At 60.9% G+C, this 21,282-nt stretch carries 17 protein-coding genes and 1 pseudogene; 5 read left to right on the plus strand and 13 right to left on the minus strand.

Annotated elements, in window-relative coordinates:
* The first annotated feature begins 23 nt into the window (after positions 1–23).
* Positions 24–401, plus strand: coding sequence for a response regulator (locus BMZ10_RS02205; protein ID WP_093458416.1), 378 nt, complete (start codon positions 24–26; stop codon positions 399–401).
* A 131-nt stretch (positions 402–532) separates the two neighbouring features.
* Here the strand turns inward: BMZ10_RS02205 and BMZ10_RS02210 are convergent, their stop codons facing one another.
* Complete coding sequence (locus BMZ10_RS02210; RefSeq protein ID WP_093458417.1) at positions 533–2,563, minus strand: ATP-binding protein; 2,031 nt, start codon at positions 2,561–2,563, stop codon at positions 533–535.
* Complete coding sequence (locus tag BMZ10_RS02215; protein ID WP_093459900.1) at positions 2,560–4,089, minus strand: ATPase domain-containing protein; 1,530 nt, start codon at positions 4,087–4,089, stop codon at positions 2,560–2,562. The genes BMZ10_RS02210 and BMZ10_RS02215 overlap by 4 nt, the downstream gene beginning before the upstream one ends.
* Before the next feature lie 241 nt (positions 4,090–4,330).
* Here BMZ10_RS02215 and BMZ10_RS02220 point away from each other — a divergent pair, with 241 nt between their 5' ends.
* Both BMZ10_RS02220 and nudC read left to right on the plus strand, forming a co-directional pair.
* Complete coding sequence (locus tag BMZ10_RS02220; protein WP_093458418.1) at positions 4,331–5,143, plus strand: crotonase/enoyl-CoA hydratase family protein; 813 nt, start codon at positions 4,331–4,333, stop codon at positions 5,141–5,143.
* 92 nt (positions 5,144–5,235) lie between these two features.
* Positions 5,236–6,084 (plus strand): NAD(+) diphosphatase, encoded by an 849-nt coding sequence (gene nudC / locus BMZ10_RS02225; protein WP_093458419.1) that lies wholly within the window; start codon positions 5,236–5,238, stop codon positions 6,082–6,084.
* Here nudC and BMZ10_RS02230 read toward each other — a convergent pair.
* The 6 genes from BMZ10_RS02230 to BMZ10_RS02255 all read right to left on the minus strand — a co-directional run bounded on the left by BMZ10_RS02230 (position 6,040) and on the right by BMZ10_RS02255 (position 11,523).
* Entirely contained in the window at positions 6,040–6,819 is a 780-nt protein-coding gene (locus BMZ10_RS02230) for a TSUP family transporter (protein WP_093458420.1), read from the minus strand. The genes nudC and BMZ10_RS02230 overlap by 45 nt on opposite strands.
* 196 nt (positions 6,820–7,015) lie before the next feature.
* Positions 7,016–8,155 carry a Gfo/Idh/MocA family protein gene (locus BMZ10_RS02235; protein ID WP_093458421.1) on the minus strand — a complete coding sequence of 380 codons (1,140 nt, stop codon included), beginning with the start codon at positions 8,153–8,155 and terminating at the stop codon, positions 7,016–7,018.
* A gap of 194 nt (positions 8,156–8,349) precedes the next feature.
* A complete protein-coding gene (locus BMZ10_RS02240; protein WP_093458422.1) occupies positions 8,350–9,117 on the minus strand; it encodes an SDR family oxidoreductase in 768 nt (255 codons plus the stop codon).
* Between the two features lie 30 nt (positions 9,118–9,147).
* Positions 9,148–10,215 (minus strand): phosphotransferase family protein, encoded by a 1,068-nt coding sequence (locus tag BMZ10_RS02245; RefSeq protein ID WP_093458423.1) that lies wholly within the window; start codon positions 10,213–10,215, stop codon positions 9,148–9,150.
* A gap of 226 nt (positions 10,216–10,441) precedes the next feature.
* Positions 10,442–10,756 (minus strand): SCP2 sterol-binding domain-containing protein, encoded by a 315-nt coding sequence (locus BMZ10_RS02250; protein ID WP_093458424.1) that lies wholly within the window; start codon positions 10,754–10,756, stop codon positions 10,442–10,444.
* A gap of 56 nt (positions 10,757–10,812) precedes the next feature.
* Complete coding sequence (locus BMZ10_RS02255) at positions 10,813–11,523, minus strand: histidine phosphatase family protein (RefSeq protein WP_093458425.1); 711 nt, start codon at positions 11,521–11,523, stop codon at positions 10,813–10,815.
* Positions 11,524–11,736: 213 nt separating this feature from the next.
* On the opposite strand from BMZ10_RS02255, the gene sohB reads away from it, so the two are divergent.
* Entirely contained in the window at positions 11,737–12,759 is a 1,023-nt protein-coding gene (sohB, locus tag BMZ10_RS02260) for a protease SohB (RefSeq protein WP_093458426.1), read from the plus strand.
* Positions 12,760–13,224: 465 nt separating this feature from the next.
* Here sohB and BMZ10_RS02265 read toward each other — a convergent pair whose 3' ends face one another.
* The 3 genes from BMZ10_RS02265 to BMZ10_RS27630 all read right to left on the minus strand — a co-directional run bounded on the left by BMZ10_RS02265 (position 13,225) and on the right by BMZ10_RS27630 (position 15,940).
* Positions 13,225–13,719 (minus strand): DUF934 domain-containing protein, encoded by a 495-nt coding sequence (locus BMZ10_RS02265; protein ID WP_093458427.1) that lies wholly within the window; start codon positions 13,717–13,719, stop codon positions 13,225–13,227.
* Positions 13,703–15,361, minus strand: coding sequence for a nitrite/sulfite reductase (locus tag BMZ10_RS02270; protein ID WP_093458428.1), 1,659 nt, complete (start codon positions 15,359–15,361; stop codon positions 13,703–13,705). The genes BMZ10_RS02265 and BMZ10_RS02270 overlap by 17 nt, the downstream gene beginning before the upstream one ends.
* Positions 15,362–15,562: 201 nt before the next feature.
* Positions 15,563–15,940 carry a hypothetical protein gene (locus BMZ10_RS27630; RefSeq protein ID WP_177182012.1) on the minus strand — a complete coding sequence of 126 codons (378 nt, stop codon included), beginning with the start codon at positions 15,938–15,940 and terminating at the stop codon, positions 15,563–15,565.
* Here BMZ10_RS27630 and BMZ10_RS02275 point away from each other — a divergent pair.
* A pseudogene (locus tag BMZ10_RS02275) lies at positions 15,924–17,011 on the plus strand (ABC transporter substrate-binding protein). The gene BMZ10_RS27630 and the pseudogene BMZ10_RS02275 overlap by 17 nt on opposite strands.
* 12 nt (positions 17,012–17,023) lie before the next feature.
* Here BMZ10_RS02275 and BMZ10_RS02280 read toward each other — a convergent pair.
* Positions 17,024–17,266 carry a DUF2970 domain-containing protein gene (locus BMZ10_RS02280; RefSeq protein ID WP_093458429.1) on the minus strand — a complete coding sequence of 81 codons (243 nt, stop codon included), beginning with the start codon at positions 17,264–17,266 and terminating at the stop codon, positions 17,024–17,026.
* 162 nt (positions 17,267–17,428) lie between these two features.
* The gene (metH, locus tag BMZ10_RS02285; protein WP_093458430.1) at positions 17,429–21,139 is read right to left on the minus strand and encodes a methionine synthase; all 3,711 of its coding nucleotides are present in this window, start codon (positions 21,137–21,139) and stop codon (positions 17,429–17,431) included.
* Between the last annotated feature and the right edge of the window lie 143 nt (positions 21,140–21,282).

The raw sequence follows: 21,282 nt of genomic DNA on the forward strand, positions 1-21,282 counted from the left end.
TTTACAAGATCGAAGGCGTTCCAATGAGCTCTGATGCAGAAAATGTCGTACTCATCGTCGAAGACGAGCCGCTGATCCTCATGCTGCTCTCCGACTACCTGTCGGGAGAGGGCTATCGGGTTCTGCAGGCCGAAAACGGTGAGCAGGCATTCGAAATCCTCGCGACCAAACCCCATCTGGATCTGATGATCACCGATTATCGACTGCCGGGCGGCGTGTCGGGTGTGATGATTGCCGAACCGGCGGTCAAGTTGCGGCCCGAGTTGAAGGTGATTTTCATCAGCGGTTACCCGGCGGAAATCGTCGAATCGGGCAGCCCCATCGCGCGCAAAGCGCCAATCCTGGCCAAGCCGTTCACCATGGACACCCTGCATTCGCAGATTCAGAGCCTGCTGAACTGAAGCGCGCCATGCATCTTCAGCTGTGAGCGTGCTCGCGATTGCGACGGTTGGGCATTGAATGCGATGACCGATCCGCCGTAACCGCGAGCACGCTTATTCCTGAAAAGGGCCAAACGGCTGCTGCCGGTGGCTCACCCCTCAATCATTTCCCGCACCTTGGCCGTCAGCTGATCGAACGCGAACGGTTTGGTGATCATCTGCATGCCGGTGTCGAGGAAGCCGGCACGAGCGCCGGCGTTCTCCGCGTAACCGGTGATGAACAACACTTTCAGGTCGTTGCGCATCTGCCGGCCGATGTCGGCCAGCTGGCGCCCGTTCATGCCGGGCAGGCCTACGTCGCTGATCATCAAGTCGATGCGTTGAGGCGACTCGAGAATAGGGATCGCACCCACTGCGTCACCCGCCTCCAGATACGCATAGCCCAGCTCGCTGAGCACTTGACTCACCAATGCGCGCACGGCCGGGTCATCTTCGACGATCAGGATCGTTTCGCCTTCGCGTGCCTCCGTCGCGGTAGTCTGCTCGGTGGGTTCTTCAACCTGGGTTTCTCCGCGAAAGCGTGGCAGGAACAACTGCACCGTAGTGCCGTTGCCGACCTGGCTTTCTATCGACACGTGCCCGTGTGACTGCTTGGTAAACCCGTAGATCATCGACAGACCCAGGCCGGTGCCCTGGCCGATCGGCTTGGTCGTGAAAAACGGATCGAATGCCCGGCTGATGACGTTCTCCGGCATGCCGCATCCGGTATCGCTCACGCTGAGCACCACGTAATCACCCGGCAGCAGGTTCTCGTAGGCGTTGGTGAAGTCGCGGTCCAGCTTGCGGTTGAACGTCTCGATCATCAGCATGCCGCCGTCAGGCATCGCGTCCCGCGCGTTGAGCACCAGGTTGAGCAGGGCGCTCTCGAGCTGGTTGGGGTCGGCCTCGGCTGTCCACAATTGCGGATCCAGGCACATGTCCAGACGGATGCTTTCGTTTACGCTGCGGTGCAGCAATTCGCCCATGGAGTTGACCAGCTCGTTCATCTCTACCGGTTTGGAGTCCAGCGATTGCCGACGTGAAAATGCCAGCAGCCGGTGGGTCAGCGCGGCGGCCCGGTTGGCGGACGTCACGCCAAGATCGATCAGGCCGTCCAGATCTTCCGTACGGCCTCGCGCCAGACGTCGCCTGAGCAATTCCAGGCTGCCGATAATGCCGGTGAGCATGTTGTTGAAGTCGTGGGCAATGCCGCCGGTGAGCTGGCCCACGGCTTCCATTTTCTGCGACTGACGCAACACTTCTTCATTATGACGCAATTGCGAGGTGCGCTCCTCGACCTGTTGTTCGAGGGTTTCGTTGAGACGGCGCAACTGCTGCTCGGCCAGCTTTCGCTCGGTGATGTCCGAGGTCACGCCTGCCAGCAGGCTGACGCGACCGTTGCGGGCGCGGATGGCCCTGGCGCGCACATCGACCCAGTGCAGCGAGCCGTCGGGCCAGAGGTTGCGAAACTCGATGATGAAGTCGTCGCCGCTGTCCAGGCTGCGCTGCAGCGCCGACTGCATCCGCGGCTGGTCTTCGGGATGCACCGAAGCCAGCCAGTCGTGATAGGTGAACGGCGCGTGTTCGTCACGGCCGAAGTGGGTCTTGCTGATTGCCGAGCAATCGAGCTCGAAGAATTCCGCCTCCAGCTGCCACGACCCCAGTCGCCCGGCCTTCAGCGCATGCTGCAGACGCTGTTCGCTTTCGCGCAGGTCTTCCATGCGACTGCGTGCCTCGTACTGGCGACGCCGGCCGCGCACGGCGGTGGTCACCAGGCTCACCAGCGTGGCGGGGTGAAACGGGCGCTCGAGAAACGTCACGTTGCCCAGCAGTTTGCCCAGACGCGCCGAAGGATTCTGGTCCGGGCCGCCATGGTGCGTGAGCAGCACAATGGGTTGATCCGACCAGGCCGGCTGATTGGCCAGCAGGTTGAGCAGCGGGTTGATGTCGACCCCTCGCAAGGCTTCGTCGGCGATGATCGCCAGCCCCGCGCCGGAGATGAGTTCGCGGCACATGCCGCCCAGGTCGTGAGTGATGATGGCCGGGAATCCTGCTTCCTGCAGGATCATCAGGGCGATCTGACTGTCCCTGCCGTGCGGGGCAAGGATGATTGCCCGCTCCGAGAGTTGTCCAGGTGTACTCACGTGTCCTCGTCCCGCAGCAGCGGATTGCTCTCGCCGAAATAATGAGGCACGCCGCGCAGTACGCCCTGGAACGCTTCCAGCGGTGCACCGATCTTCATACCGGAGCCGCTGATGCGGTATTCGCGAATGGTCGATTCATGGGTCCCCGTGCGCTTCTTGATGATGGAAATGGCTCGGCGCACCTTGCCCAATGCTTCGAAGTAACGCAACAGAATCACAGTGTCCGCCAGGTAGGTGATGTCCACCGGGGCGCGCATGTCGCCGACCAGGCCGTGTTGGGCCACGGTCATGAACGTGGAAGCGCCCTGACGGTTCAGGTAGAGCAGCAACTCGTGCATGTGCAGCACCAGCGCATTTTCTTCCGGCATCGCCGCCTGATAGCCGTTGAGGCTGTCGATGACCACGGTACGGATCTGTTTTTCATCGACACTGCGGCGTACCCGGTGAGAGAACTCACCCGGTGACAGTTCAGCCGCGTCGACCTGTTCGATCAGCAGATTGCCGGTCGCTTGCAAGGCATACAGATCGATGCCGACCTTTTTCATGCGCTCGAACAGCAGGCCCATTTCTTCATCGAAAATGAACAGGCCGACGCGCTCGCCGCGCATCACTGCAGAGGCTGCAAAAACCAGGGATATGAGAGACTTGCCGGTGCCGGCCGGGCCCAGGATCAGCGTACTCGAGCCGCTGTCGATGCCCCCGCCCAGCAGATCGTCCAGCTCCTGGATGCCACTGCTGATCGGCTGGCTGCCACGGGTCTTGCGGTGCTCGGCCGCGATCAGGCGCGGGAACACGTGGACGCCGTCAGCCAGGATGGTGAAGTCATGGTAGCCGCCGCGGTATTTCTGCCCGCGGTACTTCACGACGCGCAGACGACGACGCTCGGCGCCGTAGGACGGCGTGAGCTCTTCCAGGCGAATCACGCCGTGGGCGACGCTGTGAACGGTCTTGTCCAGCGACTCGGTGGTCAGATCGTCGAGCAGCACCACCGTTGCGTCGTAGCGCGCGAAGTAATGCTTGATCGCCAGAATCTGCCGGCGATAGCGCAAGGAACTCTGCGCCAGCAGGCGGATTTCCGAGAGGCTATCGATGATCACCCGGGAAGGACGGACCTTTCCGACCACTTCGAAAATCTGCTTGGTTGCTTCACCCAGCTCAAGGTCCGAGGAGTACAGCAGGCTTTGCTGGTGCTCGGCATTGAGCAGGTCTTCAGGCGGCGTCAGCTCAAACACGACGATCTGCTCATCCAGCTCCCAGCCATGGGACAGGGCGCCTTCGCGCAGCTCGCGTTCGGTTTCAGACAAGGTGATATACAGACAGCGTTCACCCGCCGCCGCGCCAGCCAGCAGAAACTGCAGCGCAACGGTGGTCTTGCCGGTTCCGGGTTCTCCTTCCAGAAGAAATACATGACTGCGCGAAAGACCACCCGCAAGGATGTCGTCCAGGCCCACGATGCCGGTTGCCGCTTTTGATGTAGTCAAGTATCGCCCTCTTGCGACCTGAGAAAGGGTCGAGCGCCGATTCATCATCGCTCGCCCAGGCAGCGTTGATACCGGGATATTCCGGTTCTTTACCGCCAACACTCTGGACCGCCGGCATGACCGACCGTTCAGTTTTAAATGGCCGAATGCTGGCAGATCGAGGCAGCCGTGCTGCTTCGTTGTCCGGCAAATGGCGCAACCGTGGCCTGCGAGCGGCCCTGTCGGCTTGCTATAGTCGAGCGTCATGGATTCCCGCCCCGTCACTGCCCGATCAAGGATCATCATCGTGTCCGACTACAGCGCTTTCAAGGTCGAACTCAACGACCATATCGCTCATGTGCAAATCAATCGTCCAGAAAAGATCAACGCCATGAACGCGGCATTCTGGAGCGAGATTATCGATATTTTCCAGTGGGTTGAAGACACTGACGAGATTCGGGTAGTCGTGCTCAGTGGTGCGGGCAAGCATTTTTCATCGGGCATCGACTTGATGCTGCTGGCCTCGGTCGCCAACGAACTGGGCAAGGATGTCGGTCGCAATGCGCGCCTGCTGCGTCGCAAGATCCTGCAGATGCAGGCGTCATTCAATGTGGTCGACCGCTGCAGCAAGCCGGTGCTGGCGGCAATTCAGGGCTATTGCATCGGCGGCGCCATCGATCTGATCAGCGCCTGCGACATGCGCTATGCCGCCGACGATGCGCTGTTTTCCATCCGTGAAATCGACATGGGCATGGCCGCCGATGTCGGGACCTTGCAGCGTCTGCCCCGCCTGATCGGCGACGGCATGATGCGCGAGATGGCCTATACCGGTCGTAACGTGGATGCAGCGGAAGCGCTGCGCATCGGCCTGGTCAACCGCACGTTTGCCGACACCCCGCAGTTGCTCGAAGGGGTGTTCGCGGTCGCGCGGCAGATCGCTGCCAAATCGCCGATCGCCGTCGGTGGCAGCAAGCGAATGATCGGTTACATGCGCGATCACAGTGTCGATGATGGCCTGGAATACGTTGCCACCTGGAACGCTGCCATGTTGCAATCGGCGGACCTGAAGCTGGCCATGGTCGCCCACATGGGCAAACAGAAGCCGGTTTTCGACAATTGACCGATGGTTGTGCATTCGCAGCGATCTGCCGTCTCTGAGCGCAGGGCCTGAGCCTTGCGCGGCGCAGGTCTGCTCACAAGAGGAGTAGCTTCATGACGCGCCCCAGGCGTTGGACCACCGCAGTGCTTGATGTTCAGGCGCCTGGCGGTTGGGCCGTGGTCCACAGTGATCAGGGTTTCCTGCTTGACGATAACGGGGTGATGTTTCCCCGGGAATGGCTCAAGCGCCAGGACCTGCCGTTGATCAGTGAGCACGGTATCGGCCATTTCGATGGCGAGCCGGTGTACGTGCAGGTGCTCAGGCATCCGGTAGAACTCGAAGGCATGCGCTGGCAGACGCTGCGCCAGTTCATGCTCGCCGATGATGCCGATATCTTCCAGTTACTCGGTTACGCCGCGCAGATCAGCACGTGGGCCCGTGAGCATCGATTCTGCGGGAATTGCGGGCAGCCGACGCAGCAAGTGCCGGGTGAGCGTGCGATGTACTGCAGCCATTGTGACCTGCGCGCCTATCCGCGGATTTCGCCGAGCATGATCGTGCTGATCACCCGTGGTGATGAAGTGTTGCTGGCACGCTCGCCGCGCTTCGTCACGGGCGTCTACAGCACGCTGGCCGGGTTCGCCGAGCCGGGCGAGTCGGCGGAGGACTGCGTGCGTCGCGAGGTCATGGAAGAGGTGCAGATCAAGGTCCGCAACATCCAGTACAAGGGCAGTCAGTGCTGGCCGTTTCCGCATTCGATGATGCTGGGTTTTCACGCTGAATACGAGAGTGGTGAGATCGTCCCTCAGGCCGACGAGATCGAAGATGCGCAATGGTTCAGCATCCACGACATGCCGCCGTTACCGGCCAGTCGTTCCATTGCGCGCTACCTGATCGATCTCTACCTGGCGCAGCGCTCAGGCGCCCCCGAACCAGTGCTGCCAGGCCAGGCGGACAGTTAAGCCGAGCACGACGGTGATGAACACAGGGCGGATGAATTTCGCACCGCCCTGGATCGCTGTCCTTGCGCCCAGAAATGCCCCGACCATCAGTGCCGAGCCCATAGCCAGGCCGATGGCCCAATCCACAGACCCGTTGATCGCGAAGATGGTCAGCGCTGCGGCGTTGCTGACGAAGTTCATGCTGCGCGCCACGCCGCTGGCTTTGACCAGGTCGACCGGGTACATCAGCAGCGTGCTGACGGTCCAGAACGCGCCCGTGCCGGGACCTGCCACGCCGTCGTAAAACCCCAGTCCCAGCCCTTGCGGCAGTTGCCACTTGGTGCTGATCGGCGCGTCGCTGTCCAGCGGCGCCTTGGGTGTTCCGCCAAACAGCAGGTACACGCCACAGCCAAACACGATCACCGGCAGCATCTGGTTGAGCAGCTCGGCCGGCAGGTAGTGCGCGACCACGGCGCCGATCAGCGAGCCGACAGCGGTGCCGAGCAACGCGCGCTTCCACTGTGCGGGATGAAACAGCTTGCGTCGGTAGAAGGTGAAACCTGCGGTGGCTGAGCCGAAGGTCGAGCTGAGTTTGTTGGTGCCCAGCACCAGATGCGGTGGCAGGCCGGCGGTGAGCAGGGCAGGCGTGGTCAACAACCCGCCGCCGCCAGCGATGGCATCGATGAAACCGGCTACGAAGGCGACAAGGGCGAGCACCACCAGCGTGGTGAGGTCTACGGTGAGTTCGAACGGCATGACTGAGCTTACTTGGCAGACGGGCAGAATGGCTGCCCGGAAGCCCGGCATTCTACCCGTAAGCCAGCGCGTATTGCAGAGCGAATCCCGGTTTCAGGACGAACACGTTACGTGCGTGTGGCCACTCGTTCGCGAAAGGCGGTATTCGATGCACCTGCCTCGAGCCTCAGACTGACTCACTCTCGCATTCGCCGATTCAGATGTCGGAAACCGTCACCCAGCGCATCTCGCTGGCGGCGATGCGGATGGCGGTTGCCAGCCTTTCTATCTCGAGGGCTTCGGCAAAGTCCGGCCCTTCGTTTCCTTGCCCGCACAGCGCCTGAATCAGGGCATGCACCTCCAGCGTTTTCAGTTCGTTGTAGCCCAACTGATGGCCTGGCGCCGGACAGAATGCCGCATAGCCGGGCTGCGTCGGGCCGGCGAGAAGCCGTTGAAAACCGTCGCGTCCCGGCGCGCCCGGACGGTAGATCCGCAGCTCGTTCAGGCGCTCCTGATCGAATGCCAGCGTGCCTTGGGTCCCGGTAATTTCGAAACTCAGGTGATTCTTGTAACCGTGCTTGAGCCAGCTGCTGGCAAAGGTGCCTCGCGCGCCGTTGGCAAAGCGCAGCAGCGCGTAGGTGTGGTCGTCGATGGCGATCGGGCGCTGTTCCTGGCCGCCTCGCGTGGTGGGGCGCTGGCCATGGACAGTCTGTGAGTCGGCGCAGACCGCTTCGATGTCACCGAGCAGGTAGCGCGCCATGGCCAGCAAGTGGCTGCCCAGATCGGCCAGCGCGCCGCCGGCATGCGCCTGTTCGCATCGCCATGACCAGGGCGATTGGGGGTCGCCCATGAAATCTTCGCTGAATTCGCCTTGAAAACTGATGATGTGGCCCAACTCGCCATCTTCGATCATCTGGCGGGCCAGACCGATCATGGGATTGTGCTGATAGTTGTAGCCGACGCGGGTCACCACCCCGGCCGACTGCGCCGCGCGGTGCATCTGCCGGGCTTGCTCGAGGCTCACGGCCAGAGGCTTTTCGCAATACACCGCTTTACCTGCGTCAAGGGCGGCCATCGCCATGGGGAAGTGCAAATGGTTGGGCGTGGTGATTGCCACCAGTTGCACGCTCGGATCGCTGATGAGTTGCTGCCAGTCGGCATGGCTGTGATCAAATCCCCACGACTGTGCGCAGTGTTCGGCGCGCGCGGCGTCGGCATCGGCCAGTGCGGCAAGTTTGAGGTTGAAGGGCAGTTCGAAGGTGGTGCGGGCATTGTGAAAGGCCAGTGCATGGGCACGGCCCATGAACCCGGTGCCGATCAGGCCGACCCCCAGATTTGGAAGCGATGATTCGCGCATAACAGCGACCCTTGATGGCATGTTGTTGTGCGGAAAATGTATTCGCCCGTGAGGGTGAATGGAATCTTTATTCCATCAAAAAGGCCTCAGATTCGCCTCACTGCAAAGCGGCTTGCAATTGAGCAGGCTTGAAAAATCGGTGGAAGTAAGCGCGCTCACTCCCACAGCGAATCGTCAGCGCTGTCACATTGCGTTCAGGACAGGAAACCGCCATCCACGTTCAGTGCCACGCCGGTGGTGTAGCTCGACGCATCGCTGGCCAGATACAGCACCGCGCCGGCCATCTCGCTCGGGTCGGCGACGCGCTTGAGGGGAATCTGGGCCAGCGCAGTGTTGAGGATCTTCTCGTTGCTGACCAGCGCGGAGGCGAACTTGGTGTCCGTGAGGCCCGGCAGCAGGGCATTGCAGCGGATGCCGAACGACGCGCATTCCTTGGCGAATACCTTGGTCATGTTGATCACGGCGGCCTTGGTCACCGAGTAGATGCCCTGAAATACGCCAGGGGAAACGCCGTTGATCGACGCCACGTTAATGATGCTGCCGCCGCCGTGTTCGCGCATCAGCTTGCCGGCTTCCACCGACATGAAGAAGTAGCCGCGGATGTTGACGTCGACAGTCTTCTGAAAGGCGCCCAGGTCAGTGTCCAGCACGTTGCAGAACTGCGGATTGGTCGCGGCGTTGTTGACCAGAATGTCGAGGCGTCCGAACTGTTCCTTGATCTGCGCGAAAACCGCAGTGATCTGCTCCATCTCGCCGATATGGCAGGTAATCGGCGTCGCCTTGCCACCTTCGGCGATGATGGCATCGGCGACCTGCTGACAGCCTTCGATCTTGCGGCTGGAGACGATGACGTGGGCGCCTTGCTGCGCGAGCAGTCTGGCAATGGCCTCGCCGATGCCGCGGCTGGCGCCGGAGACGAAGGCGATCTTGCCGTCGAGGTCGAACAGTTGAGTCTTGGACATGGTGTCTTCCTTATCGAGTCGCAAACGGAATCAGAGGCTGGAACGGTCGATCACTTGCAGCGCCATGCGTTCCAGCAGCGTGTTCATGTGGATGAACTGAGCGAACCGCTTGTCCTGGGTCTGGCCATGGAAAAATCGGTAGTAGATCTGCTGAACGATACCGGCCAGACGGAACAGCCCGTAGGTGTAGTAAAAGTCGAAATTGTCGATGCGCATGCCCGAGCGCTCGGCGTAATAGGCCACGAAGCCGGCACGGGTCAACATGCCCGGCGCGTGACTGGGCTGGCGCCGCATCAGTTGCACGGGCGCTGGGTCATCGGCCTGAATCCAGTACGCCAGGCTGTTGCCCAGATCCATCAGCGGATCGCCCAGCGTGGTCAGCTCCCAGTCCAGCACGCCGATGATCTGCATCGGGTTGCCGGGGTCGAGGATGACGTTGTCGAAGCGATAGTCGTTGTGCACAAGACTTGAGTCGGGATGATCGGCGGGCTTTTTGTCGTCCAGCCAGCGCGCCACCTTCTCCCAGCTTGGTGCATCCGCTGTGCGCGCTTTGTCATAACGCTCGGTCCAGCCACGGATCTGCCGCTCGACATAGCCCTGCGGCTTGCCGAGATCGCCCAGGCCGCAGGCGTTGTAGTCGACCTGATGCAGATCGACCAGCTTGTCGATGAAGCTTTTGCACAGCGCTTCAGTCTGGCTGGCGTCAAGGTTGAGTTCGCCAGGAAGCTCCGAGCGCAGGATGATGCCTTCGACGCGCTCCATGACATAGAACTCGGCACCGATCACCGAGTCGTCGGTGCAATGCACGTAGGCTTTGGGGCAGTAAGGGAAGGCATCGCGCAGCTGGTTGAGGATCCGGAATTCGCGACCCATGTCGTGGGCGCTTTTGGCCTTGTGGCCAAACGGCGGGCGACGGAGGACGAACTCCCGCTCCGGGTATTTCAACAGGTAAGTCAGATTGGAAGCGCCGCCGGGAAACTGGCTGATCTGCGCGCTGCCCGTCAGGCCGGGAATGTGCGATTTGAGGTAAGGGTCGATCAGGGCAGCATCCAGCTCTTCGCCGGATCGAACCTGAGTGGACTGGTCAGTTAGCGCCATGCTTATCCCTGCTGTTTATTCTGGAAGGCGATGATCATTGACTAATCTAATGCGCGCCGTGCGCCTCGAACAAGCCGGACGCGGCCTTATTGGTGAGCGTGTTACAGGCTGATCAGTGGCCTTGATCAACGTCGCGCACAAATCCCGGCGCATAAAAAAACCGAAGCGGCAACGCTTCGGTTCAGTGGGCAAAAGCGCGGTCCGGGCGGGAGCGCGCTCATTGCACTTACGATGGAAACAGTTCGCTCAGTTTCATCGCCAGCATCATGTCGCCTTCGGCGCGCAGCTTGCCGGCCATGAACGCCTGCATGCCGTCGGTCTCGCCGCTGACGATGCCTTGCAGGGTTTCGCCATCCATGACCAGGGTCACTTGTGCGTCAGGGTTTTCGCCTTCCTGCAGTTCGCAGGTCTTGTCTTTGACGACCAGCGAGAAGTTTTTGGTTTCGTCGATACGGAAACCGAAAACCAGGTCCAGGCCCGCAGCGGCATCCGGGTTGAACTTGGCTTTCATGGCTTGTACGGCGTCGGCTACGGAGGTCATGGTGTCATCCTTTGTTTGTGTGATTGCTGGCACCTTGCGGGTGCGATAGGCCGGGCTCAGCGGTAGGTGATGAGCTCCGGCGCCTTCATCAGTTGCAAATGCGCGTGACTGTTGAAGGAAGCCAGGGTCACCTCGCGACCGCGAAACCGGAGCTGGTTGAGCGAGGTGTTGACGATTTGCCAGTTGAGCTCGAATGCCTGGGTTGCGGGCATCCGGGTGATCAGGTGGAGCAGGGCGGTGATGGTTCCGCCTGAGGTAAAAACGGCGATGCGGTCGTTGGCGGCGGCGCTGTCGAGAATGCTATCAAGGCCACTGCGGACCTGGGCGACGAAGGCCAGCCAGCTCTGCAGGGCAGGCGTGTCGTGTTCGCCGCCCAGCCAGCGGCCGATGATCAGTGCGAACAGGCGCTGGAATTCGGCGCGGTTGTGCGCGGCGTTACGCATGACCTCCAGTGCCTCGGGTTCGTCCGGCAGCATCGCTGGCAAGAGCGCACGAATCACGCCTTCAGCGTCGAATTCATTGAACGCAGGGTCGATTTCCAGAGCGGGGATTTCAAGGCCCGCGGCATTGAGCTGGGCGAGGGCGGTTTCGGCCGTGTGGCGCTGACGAAACAGGCTTCCTGACACGCAGCGATCGAATTTTAGCCCCAGCTGCGCCAGATGCGCGCCGAGGATTTCGGCCTGGCGATAACCTGTGGGCGACAAGACGTCGTAATCGTCTGCACCAAAGGAGGCCTGGCCATGTCGTATCAGATAGATGCTGCCCACGTCCGCGTCATCCCGGTACGTTGAAAGTGTTGGGAGGTTATGAGGAGGCCGCGGGGTCTGTCAATGAAAAAACATACGCTTGTTTGAATTGGTCGTTCGCCGGCGGTTTGCCTCGTGTCGCTGGCTCGGCGCGGGGCGCGCCGGTATGCTTGATCCGTTCGCGATCTGTACGGACCTTACATAAAGGTTCTGACGTGTAGGTAAGGAGTTTCTGTGGAGTTCATGTTCGATTACGCCAGCTTTCTGGCAAAAACCGTCACCGTGGTGATTGCGATCGTCGTGGTGCTGGTGGTCATCGGCTCGCTGCGCGGCCGTGGTCGGCGGGCTGGCGGCGGTCAGTTGCACGTGACCAGGCTCAACGATTTCTACAAGGGCCTGCGTGACCGCCTTGAAGGCTCGCTGCTCGACAAGGCCCGACTCAAGGCGCTGCGCAAGGCACAGGCCAAGGACCTGAAGAAGGAAAAGAAACAGGCTGACGTCAAGCCACGCGTTTACGTGCTGGATTTCGATGGCGACATTAAAGCCTCAGCCACCGAAAGCATGCGTCATGAAATCACTGCACTGCTGACCCTGGCCACCGACAAGGATGAGGTGGTGCTGCGTCTGGAAAGCGGTGGCGGCATGGTGCACAGCTACGGCCTGGCGTCTTCGCAATTGGCCCGTATCCGGCAGGCAGGCATTCCGTTGACCATCTGCATCGACAAGGTTGCGGCCAGCGGCGGCTACATGATGGCGTGTATCGGCAATCGCATCATCAGCGCGCCCTTTGCGGTGCTGGGTTCCATCGGCGTGGTTGCGCAGCTGCCTAACGTCAACCGGCTGCTGAAAAAGCACGACATCGATTTCGAAGTGCTGACCGCCGGCGAGTACAAGCGCACGCTGACGGTTTTTGGCGAAAACACCGAGAAAGGCCGCGAGAAGTTTCAGCAGGACCTGGACATCACTCACGAGCTGTTCAAGAACTTCGTCGCCAGCTATCGTCCGCAGCTGCAGATCGATGAAGTGGCCACCGGCGAAGTCTGGCTGGGCATGGCGGCCAAGGATAAACAACTCGTGGATGAGCTGAAGACCAGCGACGAGTACCTGTCCGAGAAGGCCAAATCTGCCGACGTTTTCCATCTGCATTACGCCGAACGCAAGAGCCTGCAAGAGCGCGTCGGTCTCGCCGCGAGCGCGTCGGTCGACCGGCTGGTGACCGGCTGGTGGAGCAAGCTGACGCAACAGCGGTTTTGGTAACGGCCGGGTCTTTACGCAATCTCGACGATTTGAACGGGTTTGCGCACCCGAACTGTTTTGCCCGGATCTGACGGGATCTGCAGGAGCGTGGCTTATCCCGCGACGCGGTGTGTCAGCCTCGATCCGGATAGATGACCGAGCGCCTTCCCGGCTAAAGCCGGTCCTACGAGAGGCTTGCGGCGTCTGTAGGACCGGCTTTAGCCGGGAAGAGGCCGGGGCGTGCAGTCAACAGGCAGTGATTGGAAATCAGTCTTCGTGGAGCATTTGCTCAGGTCTTGTGCTCAGCCTGAAAGCCTGGCAAATGCCGGCCCCTTGAGGAGTACTCATGAAACCAACGGGATGACCGCTTCGTTTTCAGCGGCTGAATTCGGTCTTCACGGGCAAACGCCCTATTACAGGCGGCACGAAAAAGCCCCGGCTTCTCACGAAACCGGGGCTTTTTGTTGCCTCTGTATCAGCGCCGGATCAACGGCGACGGAACAAAGGCAAGGGCTCGTCGGTGGCTGCCTGATACGTCACCGAAAAGTCCCGCAGGCTGGCCAGCGCTTCGTACGGGTCTTTGTCCGCGCGAATGGCGAAGGCATCGAAGCCGCAGCGATGGAGGTAGAACAACTGATCGCGCAGCACGTCGCCGATCGCACGCAATTCGCCTTTGTAGCCGTAGCGATCGCGCAGCAGGCGAGCGTTGGAGTAGCTGCGTCCGTCGGTGAACGCCGGGAAGTTCAGGGCAATGACCTGGAACTGATTGGCGTCGTCACCGATTTCTTCGGCTTCTTCATCGCTGTCCAGCCAGACACCCAGGCCACCATCACGCGCTTTCAACGCGTGACTGTGCTCGCGCCACAAGGCCAGCGGAACGATCAGGTCGTCGCAGTTGGACAGGCTGCCGAACTCGGTGTCCTTGGGCAACAGGTGCCAGGTTTCGTCGATGACTTCGTTGTTCTTAATGATTCGCTGCATAGACGCGCTCCTTGAAAGGGTCGATGCCGATACGCTGGTAGGTGTCGATGAAGCGCTCGTCCTCGTTGCGTTTCTCAACGTAGACATTGATCAGCTTCTCGATCACGTCCGGCATGGCGTCCTGTGCGAAGGATGGGCCAAGGATCTTGCCCAGGCTAGCGTCCCGGCTGGCGCTGCCGCCAAGGGACACCTGGTAGAACTCTTCACCTTTCTTGTCCACGCCCAGAATGCCGATATGGCCGACGTGGTGGTGGCCGCAGGCGTTCATGCAGCCGGAAATGTTCAGGTCCAGTTCGCCGATGTCGAACAGGTAGTCCAGATCGTCGAAACGGCGCTGAATGGATTCGGCGATCGGGATCGATTTGGCGTTGGCGAGCGAACAGAAATCGCCGCCCGGGCAGCAGATGATGTCGGTCAGCAGGCCGATGTTCGGTGTCGCGAAACCTTGCTCGCGCAGCTCGCCCCACATCGTGAAGAGCTGACTCTGCTCGACGTCGGCCAGAATGATGTTCTGCTCGTGAGAGGTGCGCAGTTGGCCGAAGCTGTAGCGGTCGGCCAGATCGGCGATGCCGTCCAGTTGCTTGTCGGTGACGTCGCCCGGGGCAACGCCGGTCGGCTTGAGCGACAGCGTCACGGCAGCGTAGCCGGGCTTCTTGTGCGCCAGCACGTTGCGCGAACGCCAGCGGGCGAAACCCGGATGCTCTTTGTCGAGCTGAGCGAGTTCAGTGCTGTAGTCGGCCAGCGCCTTGTACTCGGGATCGACGAAGTGTCTGGCGACGCGATGCACTTCGGCTTCGGTCAGAGTGGTCTGGCCGCCACGCAGGTGGGCCATTTCCGCCTCGACCTTCTCGGCGAAGACCTCTGGGGTGAGCGCCTTGACCAGGATCTTGATCCGGGCCTTGTACTTGTTGTCGCGACGACCGTAGCGGTTGTAAACGCGCAGGATGGCGTCCAGGTAGCTCAACAGGTCCTGCCATGGCAGGAATTCGTTGATGAATGCACCGACGACAGGCGTACGACCCAGACCACCGCCCACCAGCACGCGGAAGCCGAGTTCGCCTGCGGCGTTCTTCACTGGCTCCAGGCCAATGTCATGGACTTCGATGGCGGCACGGTCGGACGTGGAACCGTTGATCGCGATCTTGAACTTGCGCGGCAGGTAGGCGAATTCCGGGTGGAATGTCGTCCACTGACGCACGATTTCACACCATGGGCGCGGGTCAACCAGCTCATCGGCAGCGACGCCGGCAAACTGGTCCGTGGTGACGTTGCGCAGGCAGTTACCGCTGGTCTGGATCGCGTGCATCTGCACAGTGGCCAGTTCAGCGAGAATATCGGGAATGTCTTCCAGCGCCGGCCAATTGAACTGCACGTTCTGGCGGGTACTGATGTGGGCGTAGCCCTTGTCGTAGTCGCGGGCGATTTTCGCCAGCATGCGAGTCTGGCGCGACGTCAGTTGACCGTAAGGCACGGCAACGCGAAGCATCGGGGCGAAACGCTGGATGTAGAGGCCGTTTTGCAGGCGAAGCGGGCGAAACTCTTCTTCGCTGAGCTCGCCGGCCAGATAGCGGCGGGTCTGGTCGCGGAACTGCTTGACGCGGTCCTCGATGATCCGCTGATCGTACTCGTCGTATACGTACATGGTGGTCCTGTTCTCAGGCGGTTCACTGCTGCTTAGACGGCCCGAAGCAGGCGATGCGTTGTCGCAAGGGTTTCAGGCCGCTGAACAAATCTGCGCGCACGGTCGCGCAGCCCCATAAGGAGCCGGGGGAGGTTACCAGTTTGTAGATATGCGCAAAAGTGATGTTTGAATATAAGTAAATAACTGAAAGTGCTAAGCACTTCATCGGCTACTCATGACCCCACTTGTGGTAAGGGGAAGCGTCAACTTTACTCTGGCAATGGCTGCGGTCAACCGTCCGCCGCCTGCTCCATCTGCAATCACCAATAAGAACTGACAAGAGGCGATGCAATGAGTAACAACCACCCTAAAGTTGCCAAGTCCGACAGCCATGTGGATGCCTGGGCAATTCTCTTCATCATTATTCTCGTCGTAGGTGCTGCCATCTTCTGGGTCAGCCACCAGTAATTCAGGCACTTTGCCTTCAAGTCGGGTACACAATCGCCGACAGCTGCCGATAGGATAGGAGCGGGTCTGGATTTTCAGACCTGCCGAGTGTCCTTTGGCGTAAGGCGGGGTGTCCATGATCAGGTTTTTCAATGGCTGCCTCCTTTTACTGGTGTGGGGGATGTGGTCGAGCGGCGCGTGCGCGGCATCGGTGGTTTTCCTCAATCCCGGCTCGGCACCGGACCCTTATTGGTCAAGCTATTCAAGGTTCATGCAGACGGCTGCCGACCGGCTTGGCATGAGCCTGAAAATTCACTACACCCACCGCGACACCCGCGCCTTGCTCACGCTGGCACGCCAGACGCTGTCGGGGCCTGAGCGGCCGGACTACCTGGTGTTCTCCAACGAGCTGAACGTGGCTCCGGAAATCCTGCGGCTTTCGGTGGGCAGCGGGGTTCGGCTGCTGGCGGTCAATAACACCTTCACGGAGGATCAACTGAGCATCCTGGGGCACCTTCCGGATCGCTACCCCGACTTTCTCGGCAGCCTGGTCGCCAATGACGAGGAGGGCGGCTACCTGGTCGCCAGCAGTTGATCGAAGCGCAGTCACGTGCCGCGCCGGGCAAACCCGTCGAAATCCTTGCATTCTCCGGGACCAACAGCACGCCGGTCTCGCTGCAGCGCGAGCGTGGCCTGTACCGGGCGCTCGCCGAATATCCACATGTGCGCCTGCGCCAGATCGTGCTTGGCGGCTGGCGTCGTGACCGCGCGCATGAACAGGCGCAAGTGCTGCTCAAGCGTTATCCGGATATCAGCGTGATCTGGACGGCCAGCGATCAGATGGCATTCGGGGTGATGGATGCCATTCGCGAAACCGGCCAGCAGCCTGGAAAGGACGTTCTGCTCGGGACGATCAACGATTCGACGGCCGCGTTGCAGGCGCAACGGGACGGACTGCTGAACGTGGTGGTCGGTGGCCACTTCACGCTGGGTGGCTGGGCGCTCGTGCTGCTGCATGATTACGACGAGGCTGAGCCCTCGGTGCGCCAGCGCATCGGCAACTGGCGGGTGCGCGCGATGCGGATCAGGGAGCGCAAGGACGCCGCGTTTTATATCCAGGCCAATCAGCGCGACGACTACGACATTGACGTGCGTCAATTTATCGAAGGCCGCAGTCCCGCCGGTGTGGGCTATCCCTTCGTGAACGTCGGACCTCGGGACTGAAGCCGATCTGGCTCAGCGAGTTGCGAAAAACAGCACCAGTTGCACGATGCCCAGCAGGGCCAGCGCGAAGAAGGCCGTGAAGGCAACGCCAAGCAGGATGAAGTGCACCGGCTTGCCATGACTGAAATCCCGCGCACGATTGCGCTGGCTTTGAACGCCAAACGCCGCGGCCGTGACGCTGTGCAGCATCTGCCAGAAAGTGAGTGGCGTACCGTCGGCAGGCGTGGCGGACGGGTCTTCGTCCGGTTTGTCCATGACATCCTCCAGTCCATCGTGGAAGGTCTGCAGGAAGGATAGTCGTAAATCGGTGAGCGCCTGCGGTGGCGCTTGCCCGATCGTGCAGTGTCAGCGGGCGTTGAACCACTGACACGACCCTGTCGCGGGCAAACGCTCTTGCAGGTTGATCAGTCCATTGGCTTACTCGTCATAGCCCAGATTCGGCGCCAGCCAGCGCTCGGTGACACGCATGTCCTGGCCTTTGCGGGCGTTGTAGCTTTCCACCTGATCCTTGTCGACCTTGCCCACCGCGAAGTACTGCGCCTGAGGGTGGGCGAAGTACCAACCGCTGACGGCGGCGGCCGGGAACATGGCGTAGTGCTCGGTGAGAAACACGCCGCTGATGCCAGGCTTGCCGTCACCCTGGGTCGGGTCCAGCAGGTCGAACAACACGCCTTTCTCGGTGTGGTCCGGGCAGGCCGGATAGCCGGGAGCAGGGCGGATACCAACGTACTTTTCCTTGATCAGGTCTTCGTTGTTCAACTGCTCGTCGGTTGCATAGGCCCAGTACTCTTTACGCACTTGCTGGTGCAGCCATTCAGCGCAGGCTTCGGCCAGACGGTCGGCGAGTGCCTTGACCATGATCGCGTTGTAATCGTCGCCCTTGTCCTGATAGGCCTTGGACACTTCCTCGGCGCCGATGCCAGCGGTGGTGATGAAGCCGCCCACATAATCGGTCACACCGCTGTCTCGAGGCGCGACGAAATCGGCCAGCGAGAAGTTCGGCTTGCCGTCGGTCTTGATGATCTGCTGGCGCAAGTGATGCAGTTTCGCCAGCGGCCGGCCGTTGTCGTCGAACAACTGAATGTCATCGTGATCGACCTGATTGGCAGGCCAGAAACCGAACACTGCCCGGCTGCGGATCAGCTTCTCGTCGATCAGCTTGCGCAGCAACTCTTGCGCGTCGTTGAACAGTGAAGTCGCCGCTTCACCGACCACTTCATCGGTGAGGATGCGCGGGTATTTGCCCGCCAGATCCCAGGAAATGAAGAACGGCGTCCAGTCGATGTAGTCGACCAGCACGTTCAGATCGATGTCTTCCAGCACCTTCACACCGGTGAAGGTCGGCTTGACCGGCGCGTAGGAGGTCCAGTCGAACTGCGGTTTCTTGGCGATGGCCGCGCTGTAGCTCAGGCGTTCGGTGCGTGCGCTGCGCGCCGAGGTGCGTTCGCGCACTTCGACGTATTCGGCGCGGGTCTTCTCGATGAATCCGGCTTTGAGCTCCTTGGACAGCAACTGGGTCGCCACGCCCACCGCGCGCGAGGCGTCGGTGACGTAAATGACGGCGTCGTTGCTGTATTTCGGCTCGATTTTCACCGCCGTGTGCGCTTTGGACGTGGTCGCGCCGCCGATCATCAGCGGCAGGCTGAAGTTCTGCCGCTGCATTTCCCGGGCGACGTGGACCATTTCGTCCAGCGACGGCGTGATCAGGCCGGACAGGCCGATGATGTCGCACTTCTCGTCTCTGGCCACCTGCAGAATCTTCTCCGCCGGCACCATCACGCCCAGGTCGACGATGTCGTAGCCATTACAGCCCAGCACCACGCCGACGATGTTCTTGCCGATGTCGTGCACGTCGCCCTTGACCGTGGCCATCAGAATCTTGCCCTTGGCTTCCGGCTTGTCGCCTTTCTCCGCTTCGATGAACGGGATCAGGTGGGCCACGGCCTGCTTCATCACGCGAGCGGATTTGACCACCTGCGGCAGGAACATCTTGCCCGAGCCGAACAGGTCCCCGACCACGTTCATGCCGGCCATCAGCGGCCCTTCGATGACTTCGATCGGGCGCGTGAAGGTCAGGCGCGACGCCTCGGTGTCTTCCACGATATGGGTGGTGATGCCCTTGACCAGTGCGTGCTTGAGCCGCTCGTTGACCTCCCAGCCGCGCCACTCTTCGGTTTCGGCTTCCTTGACCGAGCCATCGCCCTTGAACTTGTCGGCGATGGCGAGCAGCGCGTCGGTGCCGTTGGGCGTGCGGTTGAGCACCACGTCCTCGACGGCATCGCGCAGTTCCTTCGGAATCTCGTCGTAGATTTCCAGTTGACCGGCGTTGACGATACCCATGGTCAGCCCGGCGCGGATCGCGTACAGCAGGAACACCGAGTGGATGGCCTCGCGAACCGGGTTGTTGCCGCGGAACGAAAACGACACGTTGGATACGCCGCCGGAGGTCAGCGCATACGGCAGCTCGTCGCGAATGTAGGCGCAGGCGTTGATGAAATCGACCGCGTAGTTGTTGTGTTCCTCGATGCCGGTGGCGACGGCGAAGATGTTTGGGTCGAAGATGATGTCTTCCGGCGGGAAGCCGACTTCGTTGACCAGAATGTCGTAGGAGCGTTTGCAGATTTCCTTCTTGCGCGCTTCGGTGTCGGCCTGGCCGGCTTCGTCGAAGGCCATGACCACCACTGCCGCGCCGTAGCGCTTGCACAACCTGGCGTGATGAATGAACTGCTCGACGCCTTCTTTCATGCTGATCGAGTTGACGATGCCCTTGCCCTGAATGCACTTGAGGCCGGCCTCGATCACTTCCCATTTGGAGGAGTCGATCATGATCGGGACGCGGGAAATGTCCGGCTCACCGGCGATCAGATTGAGGAAGGTCACCATGGCCTTCTTCGAATCCAGCATGCCCTCGTCCATGTTGATGTCGATCACCTGAGCACCGGCCTCGACCTGTTGCAGCGCGACTTCCAGGGCTTCGGTGTAGTTGTCTTCGCGGATCAGGCGGGCGAAGCGGGCGGAGCCGGTGATGTTGGTGCGCTCGCCGACGTTGACGAACAACGACTGGCGATCGATGGTGAACGGCTCCAGGCCTGACAGTCGGCAGGCTTTGGGAATGTCCGGAATGGCGCGCGGCGCGTACCGGGCAACGGCGTTGGCGATGGCCTTGATGTGCGCAGGCGTGGTCCCGCAGCAGCCGCCGACGATGTTCAGGAAGCCGCTTTGCGCGAACTCTTCGACGACCTTGGCCATCTCGGCCGGGCTCTCGTCGTACTCACCGAACTCGTTCGGCAGGCCGGCGTTGGGGTGCGCCGAAACGTGGGTGTCGGCCTTGTTCGACAGCTCTTCCAGATACGGCCGCAGCTCACTGGCGCCCAGCGCGCAGTTCAGGCCGACGGAAAGCGGGTTGGCGTGACGCACCGAGTTCCAGAAGGCTTCGGTGGTCTGGCCCGACAGCGTGCGGCCCGAGGCGTCGGTGATGGTGCCGGAGATCATGATCGGCAATTCATGGCCGATCTCGTCGAACACACCCTGCACGGCGAAGATCGCCGCCTTGGCGTTCAGCGTGTCGAAAATGGTTTCGATGAGGATCATGTCCGCACCGCCTTCGATCAGGCCGCGGGTCGCCTCGGTGTAGTTCTCGACCAGTTCGTCGAAGGTGACGTTGCGATAGCCGGGGTTGTTCACATCCGGAGACAGCGAGCAGGTGCGGCTGGTCGGGCCGAGCACGCCGGCAACGAAACGCGGCTTGTCCGGCGTTTCGAGGGTTTTTGCATCGGCCACTTTGCGCGCCAGCCGGGCGCCTTCCACGTTCAGCTCGTAGACCAGCGCTTCCATGCCGTAATCGGCCTGGGACACCTGGGTGGCGTTGAAGGTGTTGGTTTCGAGGATGTCGGCGCCGGCGTCCAGGTACTCTTTTTCGATCGCGCCGATCACATCCGGACGGGTGAGGATGAGCAAGTCATTATTGCCCTTGACGTCGCTGGGCCAGTCGGCGAAACGCTTGCCGCGATAGTCTTCTTCCTCCAGTCGATAGCTCTGGATCATGGTGCCCATGCCGCCATCGAGAATCAGAATGCGCTCTTTGAGAGCCTGCTGAAGTGCTTGAAGACGCGCGCTGCGATCTGACATGAGGGTTACCCGGATGAAAAAGTACGAAATAGGGTGTCGCTGAAAAGTGCGAAATAATAGCAAACCTGTATCGTTTTAAACCGTTACCAGATTTACATGAATTCTGTTCATGTTGATATCGGTTCGCCACGGGTAGAATTGAC

The sequence above is a fragment of the Pseudomonas sp. NFR16 genome (genome assembly GCF_900108875.1).
In the GTDB taxonomy this organism is placed as follows: domain Bacteria; phylum Pseudomonadota; class Gammaproteobacteria; order Pseudomonadales; family Pseudomonadaceae; genus Aquipseudomonas.